17 protein-coding genes and 1 pseudogene are annotated in these 14,403 nt (G+C 37.2%); all 18 read left to right on the top strand.

The features are described from left to right. Positions 1 to 58: 58 nt before the first annotated feature. The 18 genes and pseudogenes from ESP02_RS11500 (at position 59) to ESP02_RS11415 (ending at position 14,217) form a co-directional block, all read left to right on the top strand. On the top strand, positions 59 to 463 hold the full coding sequence (locus ESP02_RS11500) for a hypothetical protein (RefSeq protein ID WP_038398695.1): 405 nt from the start codon (positions 59 to 61) through the stop codon (positions 461 to 463). Continuing rightward, complete coding sequence (locus ESP02_RS11495; RefSeq protein ID WP_038398697.1) at positions 457 to 798, top strand: putative minor capsid protein; 342 nt, start codon at positions 457 to 459, stop codon at positions 796 to 798. The genes ESP02_RS11500 and ESP02_RS11495 overlap by 7 nt, the downstream gene beginning before the upstream one ends. Then, positions 798 to 1,124 carry a minor capsid protein gene (locus tag ESP02_RS11490; protein WP_038398699.1) on the top strand — a complete coding sequence of 109 codons (327 nt, stop codon included), beginning with the start codon at positions 798 to 800 and terminating at the stop codon, positions 1,122 to 1,124. Before ESP02_RS11495 ends, ESP02_RS11490 begins: the two co-directional genes overlap by 1 nt. Next, positions 1,124 to 1,525, top strand: a complete 402-nt coding sequence (locus ESP02_RS11485) for a minor capsid protein (RefSeq protein WP_038398701.1) — start codon at positions 1,124 to 1,126, stop codon at positions 1,523 to 1,525. The genes ESP02_RS11490 and ESP02_RS11485 overlap by 1 nt, the downstream gene beginning before the upstream one ends. After that, complete coding sequence (locus ESP02_RS11480) at positions 1,522 to 1,980, top strand: phage tail tube protein (RefSeq protein WP_038398703.1); 459 nt, start codon at positions 1,522 to 1,524, stop codon at positions 1,978 to 1,980. Before ESP02_RS11485 ends, ESP02_RS11480 begins: the two co-directional genes overlap by 4 nt. Continuing rightward, a complete protein-coding gene (locus ESP02_RS11475) occupies positions 1,961 to 2,320 on the top strand; it encodes a fibronectin type III domain-containing protein (protein WP_010732318.1) in 360 nt (119 codons plus the stop codon). Before ESP02_RS11480 ends, ESP02_RS11475 begins: the two co-directional genes overlap by 20 nt. A 40-nt stretch (positions 2,321 to 2,360) precedes the next feature. Further along, positions 2,361 to 2,795 carry a hypothetical protein gene (locus ESP02_RS11470; RefSeq protein WP_038398705.1) on the top strand — a complete coding sequence of 145 codons (435 nt, stop codon included), beginning with the start codon at positions 2,361 to 2,363 and terminating at the stop codon, positions 2,793 to 2,795. An 8-nt stretch (positions 2,796 to 2,803) separates the two neighbouring features. Then, positions 2,804 to 3,385: a Gp15 family bacteriophage protein gene (locus tag ESP02_RS11465; RefSeq protein ID WP_002326214.1), complete on the top strand. Its 582-nt coding sequence runs from the start codon at positions 2,804 to 2,806 to the stop codon at positions 3,383 to 3,385. After that, positions 3,378 to 6,860: a tape measure protein gene (locus ESP02_RS11460; protein ID WP_038398707.1), complete on the top strand. Its 3,483-nt coding sequence runs from the start codon at positions 3,378 to 3,380 to the stop codon at positions 6,858 to 6,860. Before ESP02_RS11465 ends, ESP02_RS11460 begins: the two co-directional genes overlap by 8 nt. A gap of 4 nt (positions 6,861 to 6,864) precedes the next feature. Beyond that, the gene (locus ESP02_RS11455) at positions 6,865 to 7,698 is read left to right on the top strand and encodes a phage tail family protein (RefSeq protein WP_038398708.1); all 834 of its coding nucleotides are present in this window, start codon (positions 6,865 to 6,867) and stop codon (positions 7,696 to 7,698) included. Between the two features lie 8 nt (positions 7,699 to 7,706). Beyond that, positions 7,707 to 8,750, top strand: a complete 1,044-nt coding sequence (locus tag ESP02_RS11450; RefSeq protein WP_038398710.1) for a phage tail protein — start codon at positions 7,707 to 7,709, stop codon at positions 8,748 to 8,750. Beyond that, on the top strand, positions 8,750 to 9,799 hold the full coding sequence (locus ESP02_RS11445; protein ID WP_002313625.1) for a hypothetical protein: 1,050 nt from the start codon (positions 8,750 to 8,752) through the stop codon (positions 9,797 to 9,799). The genes ESP02_RS11450 and ESP02_RS11445 overlap by 1 nt, the downstream gene beginning before the upstream one ends. Next, on the top strand, positions 9,799 to 12,033 hold the full coding sequence (locus tag ESP02_RS11440) for a BppU family phage baseplate upper protein (protein WP_038398711.1): 2,235 nt from the start codon (positions 9,799 to 9,801) through the stop codon (positions 12,031 to 12,033). Before ESP02_RS11445 ends, ESP02_RS11440 begins: the two co-directional genes overlap by 1 nt. Positions 12,034 to 12,051: 18 nt before the next feature. Then, a complete protein-coding gene (locus ESP02_RS11435; protein WP_038398712.1) occupies positions 12,052 to 12,498 on the top strand; it encodes a hypothetical protein in 447 nt (148 codons plus the stop codon). Between the two features lies 1 nt (position 12,499). Then, complete coding sequence (locus ESP02_RS11430; protein ID WP_002334791.1) at positions 12,500 to 12,637, top strand: XkdX family protein; 138 nt, start codon at positions 12,500 to 12,502, stop codon at positions 12,635 to 12,637. Between the two features lie 37 nt (positions 12,638 to 12,674). Further along, a complete protein-coding gene (locus ESP02_RS11425; protein ID WP_002308840.1) occupies positions 12,675 to 12,968 on the top strand; it encodes a hypothetical protein in 294 nt (97 codons plus the stop codon). A gap of 23 nt (positions 12,969 to 12,991) precedes the next feature. Then, positions 12,992 to 13,190, top strand: a pseudogene (locus ESP02_RS11420) (phage holin). Positions 13,191 to 13,200: 10 nt separating this feature from the next. Further along, complete coding sequence (locus tag ESP02_RS11415; RefSeq protein ID WP_002308842.1) at positions 13,201 to 14,217, top strand: N-acetylmuramoyl-L-alanine amidase; 1,017 nt, start codon at positions 13,201 to 13,203, stop codon at positions 14,215 to 14,217. Positions 14,218 to 14,403: the final 186 nt, after the last annotated feature.

Below are 14,403 nucleotides of genomic sequence, written 5' to 3'. Positions count from 1 at the left end.
AAACAGAAGCAGGAGGAGGGGCATAGCTCCCTCTTCTTTTAATAAGGAGGGATATTATATGCCTTATATTGAATTTGAAGAATTCAAAGATCTTACTGGAAAAACAGATGATTTTAAAGCTGCTTTCGAAAAGCATTTGTCAAAAGCAACTGCTGTTCTAGATAGCATCACTAACTATTTTTATCAATTTAATAAAATTGAGGAAGATCCAATTGGTTTTCGTGTAAAACAATTTAAGCTAGCTCTATGTTCAGAAATTATATATTTCGATGAGGTTGGAGCAGATACTTATGAAAGTATCAATAATACACCACAAAGCTTTTCTGCTGGTAGAACGAGTATTTCAAACTCTAGTAGATATAATCCTTCAGGAAAAAATGAGAGTAAATCACTTGTTGCTGAGGATATCTATATTTATTTAGAAGGAACGGGTTTGTTATATCGAGGTGTGCCATCATGGTAATGCCAAAACCTCCAGTACAATTTCTAGTGGATTCTTTTATTTATCGAGAATATTTAGGAGAAGGAGACTATAACCAACCTATTTATGGAGATTATGTAACTATAGAAAATTGTCGGATTGACAGAGGAAGTCAGTATTCTTTTTCGCCAAGTGGCAAGCAGTTGCTCTATAATGCAGTAATTTTTTGTTATAACACTTTAACTATCCCTTTACCGAATTTCAAAGAACAATCATTAGTTATTTATGATGGTAAAGAACATGTCATCACTAAAATCGATACGATTACAGAAGCGTATTCAGATGCTATCTATTCATACGAATTAGAGGTGATTTGATGGGTATTAAAGTTAATCTTGATGGAGTTAGAGCTAAAGTCAGCCCACAGGCTATGAAGCGAGGGAGATACGCATTAGCCAACCAAGCAATGGCTGACATGAACTCATTTGTACCTAAAAAGAATAATATCCTTCGCCAAAGTGCGCATATCAAAAGTGACGGCAGCGCTATTCTGTATGAAACGAAATACGCAAGGAGACAGTTCTATCTAAATGGAAAAAAATATACTACTCCAGGAACAGGTCCAAGATGGGATCTTAAAGCAAAATCACTGTATATGCCTTCTTGGAAAAAAGCGTATCTGAAAGGAGCTGGTATCCAATAATGGATTTTATCGATCGGATAAAAGATAAGATTAATAGTATTCCAGAACTGCCATTAAAAATAAAAAAAGGATATCTTTCTGCTGAAGAAAGCTTAGTAATTTATCCATTACCAGGCGGGCAAAACCTTGTGGAATACTATGACGGTATTAAAGATGTACAACTAAATTTTGAAATTGCGATGAAGTCAAAAGACGGTTCTAAAGTTGAACAAACACTTTGGCTTATCTCAGATATGTTAGAACGTGTAGAAGATGTTACTAGTTCTAATAAATCATTTGAATTTAACAATTTAACTATAACGAGCAAACCTTTCATCAATGATGCTGATGAACAAGGTTGGTTCGTTTTTTTATTAGATTTTCAAACAAAATTAACCACATTTGAGGGGGAAAATAAATGAGACGCAAAAATGCCTTACAAAGCTATTTTATTCAATTAATTACAACTACTAATGCTGATACACCAAGCGAAGACGGCTGGTTGGAGTTAGCAAAGTGGATTTCCAACGTTGATGATAATTCGAACGAAGAATCTGAAACTACTGGCTACTATGATGGGAACGGCGAAGGGGAGACAGACGTTACTTCTCATCAGTTAGGTTATTCATTTACAGGTTTATACGATGAAGATGATGCTGCGATGGCGGCTATTGAGGGCATGATTGGAAAATCAGGAGATGCTCGGAAAGTGTGGTTCAAAGTAGTATCTGCATCTGGTAAAAAACAACGTATTGGTAAAGCAACAGTAACAGAGCCAGTTGCTCAAGTCGGCGATGCTACTGCATACGGTGATTTCTCATGCGGTATCGCATTTGATAGCACACCAGAAGGAGAAGATGTCCCTGTTACACCCTAATGCACCCCAGAACGTAACTGGGGTTTTGAATGCTGATGGGTCAGTTTCTCTTTCTTGGGATGCAGTGCCCAAAGCAAAATCTTATATTCCACACTATACCGATGCAAATCAAACAGATCCGCACGATGCCAACAAAATGGGATATACGGAAACAAATTCTTGGACGTTATCAGCAGCAGATATGCCACATCTAGAAGCTGGCGATGAAATCCGTTTCTACATCCAAACTTACAACGAGGTTGGCCAAGGGGCTAATGATATCGAGAAAGCACGCTATCTGCATGATGGTGAATTCTTAGGTTCTGCTTGGTCCAGACCAGTAGTATTAATCAAAAAATAAGTCGAGCTGTCCGTCTGGGCAGCTTTTTTAGGAGGATAACATGACTAACAAATTATCATTTCAAATAGAGAAAAAAGGTTTTCCTATCAATATTGGAGAAGTAGAGTTCTTTTTCGGTACTACTCCAGAAGAACTGACACGTTTTTTTGATACTCAAGCTGAATTTGAGGAACAGGTTAAGGAACTTAAGCAACAACTTAAACAGATCAAGAATATCGAACAACCAGAAAAAGAAGATGCTATTAAGATTATTGATCTAACGAAAAATCTAGCTAAAGCAGAATATGATTCGTTGCTTGGTGAAGGATCATTTGAAAAAATTTATTCTGTTTATCGTGATGTTGAGCAATTAATAGACTTGTTTGATCCGATTTCTTTTGAAGTTGCGGAAGCAATTGAAAAAGAAGCTTTGAAACGTAAAGATACTCTTTCTAAGAAGAAAGCTGATTTATTGAAAAATAAGAAAAAGAAGTAGGTGATTAAATGCGGTTAAATGACCCGTTAGTCACTTCGATAGAGGTTGATGGTATAGAATTACCTATCGATTTAACATTTGATAATGTACTAGATGTTTTTGATATTTTGGAAGATAGTGATTTATTTCCAGAAGAAAAAGTGAATATGTGTTTAGAACTGTTGATCAGTGACTTTGAAAAAATTTTTCAAGGCTCGTCTGAACAACAGTTTTTATTATTTAACTACATTTTAGAAAATTATATTTCTGTAGGAGATAGTGATGGTGTTGAAACTGATCGTTTAGGCAATCCTATGCCTAATGCAGTTAAAGAAAAAAAGACCATCAGCCTAGTTCATGATGCTAAATACATCTATGCATCGTTCAGACAAATTGGCATCAATCTATTTGAAGAGCAAGGACGGATGATGTGGGAGGAATTCCAAGCATTGCTTGAGAGTTTGCCAGACGACACCATTCTTGCTCGAATCATCCAGATTAGGACATGGGAACCGAGCAAAGGAGAATCAGCTAAAGAAAAAGAACGCATGAGAAAGCTACAACAAAAATATGCATTGCCTGATTCGGAGGTAGGTGAAGACGATGGCTGATGGAAGAGTAGAGATAGAAGTTGATGTGGATGGCAAAGGCGTTACCATACTTAACAAGGGTCTTGATCAGTTAGAAGGTAAGAGTAATAAAGCAGGAGCCTCAATTAAAAATTTGGTTGTTTCCTTAGGCCTCGTTAAAGTTGCGGCGGCTGCTTTTAATGTTTTAAAGAATTCGCTAGATTCCGCAATTAGCCGTTTCGATACTATGCAAAAATTCCCTAAAGTAATGAAAGCTTTAGGTTTTAGTGCAGAGGACTCTCAGAGATCCATTAACAAATTATCCGATGGAATTGATGGTTTGCCAACTAAATTAGATGATGTTGTAGCAAGTACACAACAAATGACAGCAATCACTGGAGATTTAGATAGATCCACGGACACTGTTTTAGCATTAAACAATGCATTTCTTGCGTCTGGCGCTTCAACAGAAGATGCCAGTCGAGGTATGCAACAGTATAACCAGATGCTTTCAACTGGGCAAGTCGACTTAGAGAGCTGGAAAACTTTACAAGAAACCATGCCCCTTGCTTTGCAAAAAACAGCTGAAGCAATGGGATTTGTTGGGAAATCAGCTCAAAGAGATCTCTATAATGCGCTTAAAGAAGGAACAGTAACATTTGATCAATTCCAAGATAAACTGATTGAGCTAGGAACTGGAACAGGAATGTTGGCAACCTTGGCAAAGGAGAATTCGCTGGGGATCGCTACTTCATTCGGAAATCTAAGTAATGCTGTTTCTAAAGGTGTAGCTAATCTTATTACTAAGTTTGATGAACTGGTGCAAAAACTTACTGGTAAAACGATTGCTCAAAATATTGATAGTATGAAATCTATTATTAATGAATCATTTGAAGAAATGTCAAAAGTAATGGACATATTGATAGATAATACTGATGATATGATTTCTGCTTTTAAAGGCCTATTAGACATTGTGGAATTGTTAGCTCCAGCTTTTATTGCAGCCACTGGAGCGTGTGTAGGCTTCAAAACAGCATTAGCTCTAGGTACATTAATAAGTTTTGTAGGAAAAATCTATGGAGTGATAACGGCCCTAGGTAGTATGGTCAGCATGTTTGGAGTATCTGGAACAGCTTACGCATTGTTATCTGCTATTATTCCAGCTGGTCTGACGGTATTTCAACTACTTTCAGGTGTTATAGGAGCAGCAGTTGCAGCTTTCATCTATTTTTATAAAACAAGTGAAACGTTTCGAAATGGCATAAATAAAACTATTGAAGTTGTAAAATCTGGACTGATTAAGTCATTTGAATATCTAAAAGGAGTCTTTATTTCTATATTACCTACACTTCAAAAAGTAGCTGATACAGTAGGAAACTATCTTGTTAAAGGATTTCAAAAAGTTGTCGAAGTCGGATCAGCAATTGCTTCAGTAGCGGTACCAGCTTTTTTTAATTTTGTTGATGCAGTAAAAAGAATTGTTTCTTCTGGCATAGAAAGATTTGGCTCTACTCTTTCGCAAATAGGCTCTGTATTGTCAGGGATTTTTTCTTCTGGTATAGAATTGGCAGGTAATCTGCTGGAAAAATTTGGAGGAGCTTTTGGTAAAGTCGGCGGAGCAGTTTCTCTAGTTATCGGCATTTTGACTAAAGTAGCAATAGCAGCACTAGGGCTTACTGGTCCATTCGGATTAGCAGTTTCTTTAATTATTTCATTTATATCTGCGTGGGCTAAAACTGGCGATTTTAGTGCAGATGGAATCACAAAAGTGTTTGATCAATTAAGTGAAACAATTAGCAACGTGGCAGATTCTATCTCTCAATATCTCCCGCAAATTATCGAAAGTATTACTTCTGTGATTACAAGTATTGTCGACAAAATAGTTGAAATGTTACCGCAACTAACAGAGATAGCTATACAGCTTATTCAAACATTGACGGATGCAATTGTTACTTATTTGCCTAAATTGATTGAAATAGCCACGAAAATAATAACTACTATTGTACAAGGCATTTCATTAGCACTTCCCGCACTGCTGTTGGCTGCAACAGAGATAATTACAAAACTCATTTCTGCTTTTGCTGAGCTTCTACCAAAAATTATTGAAGTTGGCACAAATTTGTTAACTATGCTTATTCAAGGGATCGTAGCAGCACTACCTACGATAATTGAAGTTGTCATTCAGATTATTAATACACTGATTGATGGGTTCTTAACAGTACTACCTATGCTTTTAGAAGTTGGATTACAAATCATCACTTCTCTCGTGAATGCGATAATAACTGCATTGCCTCAACTTGTTGAAGCATCTACCGTTATCGTTACTACTTTGCTAACAACAATTATTGAAGCTTTACCGACATTAATTTCTGCAGGAATACAAATGTTAATGGCGCTTATCGGAGGCATAACTTCTATTCTTCCGTTGTTAATAAATGCTGCTATCCAAATCACAATGGCTTTGATTAGTGCATTAATCAGTGCGCTTCCGCAAATTATTGCTGCTGGCATTCAGCTGTTATTAGCATTAATACAAGGAATAATCTCGATATTACCACAGTTGGTTGCAGCGGCAATTCAAATCACTATTGCCCTAGTTAATGCGTTGATTAGTACATTGCCTCAATTGATATCAGCGGGTATTAAATTGATTGTTGCGTTGGTAGATGGAGTGATCTCAGTACTTCCTCAATTAGTATCAGCTGCTATTCAATTAATGGCTGCTTTGTTCAAAGCTTTAGTAAGTGCTATACCACAACTTTTATCAGCTGGTGTTCAATTGATCAACGCACTTATTAGAGGAATCTTGAGCTTATTGGGACAATTATTATCAGCTGGAGCGAGATTAATTACTGGATTATTGAGTACTATAGCTCAGTTTCTTGGACAAATGGTGAATGCTGGAGCCAATTTAATTAGAAACTTAGTTTCTGGGATTCTTAGTGTGATAGGGTCAGTAACCAGTGCAGTATCTAATATAGGAAACTCTATAATAGATACTTTGAGTGGGATTGATTTATTTGAAATTGGTTCAAACATCATACAAGGATTAATTAACGGTATCGGTTCAATGGTTGGAGCAGTTGCTTCTAAAATTTCTGAAGTAGCTGGAAACATTAAAGACAAAATAACTGGCGCGCTTGGAATTCATTCTCCATCACGTTGGATGAGAGATTACGTTGGTAAGTTCATCCCTCAAGGAATAGCTGTAGGTATAGAAGCAGATGCGAAATCTGCATATTCAGCAATGAATAAGCTTTCTAATGGCTTGATGAATTCTATCACGCCAGAATCAGCTCTTGGCACTTCGAGGATGCGGATGGCATCTGTTGGATCACAGATAGTTAATAATACCTACAACAATCAGAAGCAATTTGATGTTGAAAAGCTTGCACAAGTAATTGCAAAACAGCCGGTACGGGTCTCAAGTTATTTAGATGGAACTTTAGTAGGCGACAATATGGATCAACTTTTTGGAAAAGTATTGAATCGTAGATCGTACATGAGAGGAGGATAGTTTAATGAATGAGAAAACTCGTGTATATCTTGCATTTTCTGATGAAGTTATCGAATTGACAAATAATTCTTATCTGAGATTGATTGACATTAATATAGGTATGCCAGTGGCAAAAAATGAGTTTGTTGAATTTTCTGGTACGAATGGGAAGCGTCTTTCGAACAGCTCGTTTGACGCTTTTCCTATTACTCTATCATTTGACATTCGAAGTAGAGAGCAATCGATGTTTGACTTAGTTTTACAAAAGACGGAACTCCGCGAATTATTTACTAGAGAACCAGAATTTTATCTAATTTACAGCAAAGAGCCAGGTAAAAAATATCGAGTGGTTTATGACTCTATTGACGATGAAAGAAAAGGTGTACTTTATACAAGATATACTGTAAAACTGGAAGCTATTAGTGGATGTTCTGAATCCATCGCCACTACTTTGTCTGATTTTAACCTAGAGGAAGAATGGCAGTTCTCGCAAGGACTAGTTGCGGAAGATTATAGTTACACACACACGACAAGTAACTTTATTATTTACAACGCCGGAAGCTTCGAGGTTGATCCACGTGAACATTATCTACGGATCACATTAGAAGGAGAATCAGAAGGTAATGTAACGATCTTTAATAAAACGACTGGTGATCGATTTGTTTACTATCCAACACTTTCTACGAATCTTGGCCAGACATTAGTTTTGGATGGTGTATACCCAAAATTGAACGGTGTAAGTTGCGGAATCAATACGAATCACGGTCTGATTAATTTGGTTGAGGGTGTTAATGAAATCGTGATCCAAAATATTACTCGTGTGAAATCTTCATGGGATTTCCGTTTCTTATATAAGTAGGTGATTGAGTGACTGATTTAATTATTCGAAATTATGAACAAACCAAAGAAGAAATCCTTGTCGGTTATGACAAGGGTTCTTTTTATGAAAACTGGCAACAAAATGAAACGTGGGAGATTGGCTTTACCATTACCGACAATTCGTTGAATCAAGAAGTATTTGATTTAGTCGAATACGAGTCTTCTGTTTTCTACAACGGACAGGAATTTGTGATCAAAGAAATGACTAGCAAAGCACTTGGACAGTTGCTGACGAAACAAGTAGTTGCGACACATATCTATTACACCGTTCAAGATGGCTATCAGTACAACACAGTGACAGGGTCGAGATCTATTAGTCAGTTACTCACTCATGTATTTAGTGCAGGTAGTCGTGGCTTTTCATGGGAAGTCATTGATCCAAACAAGAAATTCCTTACAGTCGAACAAGAAAACTTTGGTAATGCGAATTACTTGAAGCTGATCAATGAGATTCTGTCTGACTATAATGCAGTCGTGATTCCGAATAATAAACATCTAACTTTCTATCCTGCCAGTGAGTACGGCCAGCGGACGGAAGAACAGATTCGCTATAAATACAATACAGATGAAGTGTCATTCGATATTGATACGTACAGTCTAAAAACACAAATCAAAGGCTATGGAAAATTGAAGGATGGTGCAAATACTGAGGATCCTAAAGATAGTGACTATGTATTTACTCCCATCACTTACACAAGCCCTGAATCACAGAAGTGGGGAATCAGGATACAAGATCCTGTTAAAGACGAACGGTATACCGTATCAGGGAACATGCTCGAACGGTTAAAGACAGACTTGCAAGACTATCCAAGTATTTCGGGATCCGTAACCTTGAAATGGAAAATCAGTCCCAACAAAGGCGATCACGTTCCATTCATTTATGAACCTTTAAATATCAATACGTACATTCAAGTGGTAGGAATCAAGACGTATCCAGCAATACCAAATAAGCCACCAGAAATCACATTGAGCAACACAAAGAAAACAATGACGTCGATACTCGCTGAAATGGCACAGAAAGGAGTGATTTGATGGGGTTATTAAAATTAATCAGTAACCGTATCTCTACGGAATGGAAAGAGAAATTTAATAAAAACATTGACTACCTCAATGATCTTGAAAAGAAATTGTCTGATCAAGACAAATCAACGAACAGTCGTATTGATAATCTCGTAATCAACTCGGGCGGGGATTCTCCAAACGAAGTAGTGGATGCACGGGTAAACAATAGAGGAGAAACCTTTCCTACGTTACACGGCAGATTGGTAGAACATGAAAAACTGACAGATGAACAAATTAGCGAATTAATTACAAATGCCGCTAGTCAAAAAGCACAAGTGGAGCAATTAAACAAAGCAGTCCAACAAATCATTGGAGGGTATAACGAGCCCATCAATATTTATGTTTCAAAAGATGGAAACGACCAGACTGGAGATGGATCTCAAGAGAAACCATTTCTCACGATTCAAACTGCAGTCAATTCAGTTCCGCTAATTACAACATCATCTGTCACCATCTGGATTAGCGATGGGGTGTATTTGGAAGATGTATATGTCAATGGATTAACATTTAGAACATTTGTCATACGTCCTTTAAATGATACCAGCACATTAGACCCACAAGTGTCTGATTGTCCAGTAAAAGTTAGAAGTATTATGTTCGCAACATGTACTGGCTATTGTCAAATCGTTGGAATGCAGATCGTTGACACTGCAAATTCTCCACTTTTTCAAGGAAGACAGTATGGAATTGTCAATGAACAGAGTGGCTATATGGCTATTAGTCAGTGTAAATTTGCGGAGAATACTAAATCATTGGCATATAACGCTGTATACGTAGGTGGGACTTCTAAGATGAATATGTATGGTTCAACAACATTCATTAATCAAGACATAGCTGTGCAAGTTCGTTTGCTATCAGAGTTTAGCGTGGGCGACTTGAAAGGTTCAGGCAATAGCATTGGGGTGTACGTTGATGCAGCAACTGCTAGATATGCCAAGCCAGCTGCAGGATTTGCGACAACTGAAAATAGAATTATTGGTCGAGGATTGATTATCAATAATGGGCAGGTGTTAAGCTAATGGTTTATAAAATGAATGAATCGATTATTGTGATCCAAGCAGAAGCAACTAAGCCTAATGATACGAATGTTGTTTTTTGGTCGCATGATCGAGGAACAGCTAAGCTTCGAATGAAGTTAGTAAGAAAAAACGGGATTCCTCAGAGCCTACCAGAAGGAACTACGGTTCCTATTCGTCTGATATTTAAATCTGCAACAGCAGAAGATGGATATGGAAAACATGACTATCTTGCGACAATTGAAGATCGTGTGAATGGCATTGTATCTATCGTATTAGAAGATAATATTTTAGGATATGTCGGTAAAGTAGAAGGTAGCGTATATATTGATTTCCCAGACGACCGCTCGTTAGATACAGCTGGTCGTTTTACTTTTGACATTAAACGCAGTCCAATCGATGATAGTACGCCAGAACTAGAAGATTATTATTTCAATGGTTTCAGTCAGACCATTGATAAAATCGAAAAAATTCTAGCTGATGGAAAGCAAGAGATTGATCAGAAAATTGCGGAATCCGAAACGCAGATTGATGCGAAACTGAAAGACACAAACGACAAAATCACGAAAGCCAATCAAGATGTCGCAACTCTCAATACTAATATTGATAAAGCGAATGATCGTATCGATCAAACGAATCAGCAAATCGGTGATCTCGGCAAGCTGAAAAAGACGTACTCCAACAGCATCGACTTCGGGGGCTATGATTATTCGGGGAACCCTAATATTGCGCCTAATGTAGGTTTTAATGATTTTTACAACAATGGCTCTCAAACTGGTTACACCGCTAAAGATGGAGTAGACCACATTGCGGTTACAAGAACTGCAGATGCGCCTCCGGCTGGAAAACTATTAAACCTCCGCACATTGTTACCAAACAAAACTTATTCTCTCAGCGTTGATATATGGGCGGATATGGAAGTGCCATCTGGCGCGATATCTTGTAATATTCGATTAAGAGAGGGAACAGAAGTAAGGTCTGTTTGGGCGCTTATAAACAAACCTGTGGGTACCAATAGAACGACCTATAGCGTTACGTTTACTACAGCTGCTAATTTTGTGACTACAGAAGAGTCTAGAATATCTTTGTGGTTTAATGATTCAGCTGGTGCATGTACAGGTTATTTAGGCTATAACATCAAAATCGAAGAAGGCTCAACAGCCACGCCATACCAGCCAAATCTACTCGATGCACCGTATTATTTGAGTAAGGTGGCTTTGGGTGAGGATATTGCTGACCCTACAGTTAAATTTCCAGTCAAGTCTAGTGGTGCAGAAATATATACTGGTACTATGACAGAGCCTTTTGTTGTGGGAGAAACTTACACTGTAACGCTTAAGGGTACTAAACCAGCGGATAAAAATTTTAGATTATTTAACCCAGGCATTGCTGGGTATGGTAATTTGTCACCTGTGGAAGGAGTCACAGATGTGTGGTCATTAACTGTTACAGTAGATAAAGTAGCTGCTGACCCTAGAATAGCTGCCATAAATCAAACCCCAACAGATAATCCTGGCGCATGTCAAATCGACTGGCTCAAGATCGAAAAAGGCAATACTCGAACCCCGAATATTAGTGAGTATAAATACTTCGGTGAAGGATTGAAAGACAGCAACAATCCCAATGATTACAGTTGGGATGTCACACCTGAATATACTGAAAAAGGCTTGAATGATTCTGTGAGCTTAACCGAACCACAATCTGTAGATGGAACTAAGAACTTTTTAGAAACGCCCATGGTAAACCAAATACCAGTCTTGGTTGATAACGCACTTCCATTTGAAGCCTGGTATGGAACTGGTAAAGAGTTAACAAAGATACCGAACAAAGCAAGATTAGTTATTGGAGATGAAATTGCAACTATTGGTAAACAACAAAACAGAGCAATGAGAGAGTCACCATTAGTATGGAATTCAGGAAGATGGGAAGCTGAAGTAGTCCGAGATTGTACGTTATTGATTGAAGGATTGGCTAGATTGCAATTTGGGGGATCAAGTAGTGGAAAATATGCATATCTAATTTTTTATAGAGATGATGAGGAAACAAACCAAATTGGATATGCTGGTGGAACAGGCGACTCAACTAATGTTCTTCAATGGAAACATGGGATTCATTTCTCTCGAATATTTGAAGCTAAAGCTGGTTCTATGTTTAGTATTGCGTATGAAGGAGAGGAATCAAAGACAGTAGATTTTGCACAGATCAATACGCTACACATTATGGAAATAGAATCTTAGATTAAAGGAGTGAAATAAATGAAAGATATTTGGAAGTATGGCAAGCCTGGTGGGGAATATGTCGGAAAAGTGTTAGATGATATGGTTATGACTGTCCCGTTTACTGATGTCCCACCATTAGAAGGAATTCGTTCAGATGGGGAGCCTTTAACAATTAATGATCAATTATTTGATCCGCAAGAAAACCGATGGATTGTTTTGACGAATGTATTGGATCACAATAAGCTAAATAATCTTGAAGCAGTGTACGAGGCACTGGAAAACGAGAACGGCAATCTAAAACAGCTCAATGCCAAACTCATGCTAAATGATGTAGCAATTAAACAGGAAAACACTGCATTAAAAGAAAAAGCTGATAGTTTAGCACAAATCAATTCAAAAATGATGCTTGCTTCGATTCAAAACAGCAAGGATATTGCAGAAATTAAAGAGCAATTAAATCCAGCTTCAAAGGGAGGTGAGTAGTATGTTTAGTTTTAGCGATGTGAAAATGATGTATGATTGGGGCTGTTTTACTGACGATCAAGTTCTACAGTTCGTTCCGCTATGCATTACAGACGAAGAAGCAGAAAAAATTATTAACAATGAAGAGAGTGCATCTTAATTGATGTGCTTTTAGTTTTGATACAAGGAGTTGCAATATGATTAATTTAGGGGAATGGGGAGCGATAGCAGGATCAATAACCGCTATCGTTTCTTTGATTTTATTAGTAATTAGACCGATTGTTGCATCATTTACAAAAATTACGAAAACACTATCACAAGTGAGTTACAACTTGGAACTATTAACAAAAGATTTAGAATCGAGCAAATCAGATCGATTGATGATTCATGAAGAACTAAAGAAACACGATGAAAGATTAGATACACATGCAGAAAAATTGGTAGAACACACACAACAAATTAAAACTTTATTTAGGGAAACATCTCGATAAAAATAGAAAGAAGATGAATAAAGATGATCTTACCTGATAAATATTATCAAATCATTAAGTGGGCGGTACTTACGGTACTTCCGGCTACATCTGTATTAGTTGCAACACTAGGCAAAGCATATGGATGGAATGGAACCAGATATGACAGTTCTGACTATCAATGCAGTAACGACGTTTTTAGGTGTTATCACTGGTGTGTCTGCATATAACTTAAAAAAATAGGAGGAAAAAAATGAAGAAGAAAATCATTTTATCATTGAGCCTAATAATGGCTCTTTTTTTATTGCCAATTAATGGGTTTGCCTATACGATTAACAATGAATTTAATTTAGGTGTAAATGAAGGTAGCTCTCAAGTAGCGAATAATCAGTATATTTTACTGCATGAAACAGCTAACGAAACAGCAACAGGACGCAATGAAGCACAGTATATGCAACGTTCATGGACTAGTGCTTACACTGCTTACATTGTGGGAGACGGCGGAATTGTTTACCAAGTTGGACAACTTGGTTATGTGCAGTATGGCGCTGGTTCATATGCTAATGCAAATAGTCCTGTGCAAATCGAGTTACAACACACACATGATAAAGAAACTTTTGAAAAGAACTATAAAGTATACGTTGAATTGGCAAGAGATTCAGCAATGAAATATGGTATTCCATTAACATTAGACACTCCTTATAACCAACCAGGAATCAAATCGCATTTATGGGTAACACAAAATATTTGGGGCGATCATACAGATCCTTACGGTTATCTTTCTGAAATGGGTGTAAGTAAAGAAAAACTAGCCTATGATTTGGCTCATGGTTTTACGGATGATAATCCAACTACTTCGGAGGATAAACCAGTAATTGATCCAACTCGAGCAGGTGCTGCAAATTCTACGCTGACAGATGGAACAAATTACGCCCACATTGATCAGTTCGGAGAAATCGAAAACGCAAACTTGCATGTAGCTGGATGGCACATTGCTAATTATAAATACGAGTATATTTTCATTATGGACTACAATACTGGAAAAGAACTAGCTAGAGTAAGAGCTGATGGGATTTATAGACCAGACGTAAATCAAGCTTATAATACTTTAGGAAATGTTGGCTATCATGTATCTTTCAATATGCGTGATTTCCCTAATAAGAAAGTATACGTCATGATGCGTGCGACAAACGATCCAGAAGGAAATACTAAGGGTGGAGCACAAGATTTTCATGACAAGCGTTGGTATTTAAATATTCCACAACGATAAAAAATTCCCCCCTCTTTGAGGGGCGGTACATAAAAATTTATTATTTAGATTCTATAAACATGTGCAACTTATCTAACAACAAAGTATATATTCTACAGAAGTAAACAAATAGCTTATATTTTAGGATGTACACAAATTGACAAGTATAATAAAACTTTGATAAAATACAAATGTTTTTTTATTTAT

It is taken from the genome of Enterococcus sp. NBRC 3427 (assembly GCF_007996925.1).
Taxonomy (GTDB): Bacteria; Bacillota; Bacilli; order Lactobacillales; family Enterococcaceae; genus Enterococcus_B; species Enterococcus_B lactis.
The sequence above is the reverse complement of the archived record's forward strand: the minus strand, read 5'-3'. Positions and strand labels throughout refer to the sequence as shown.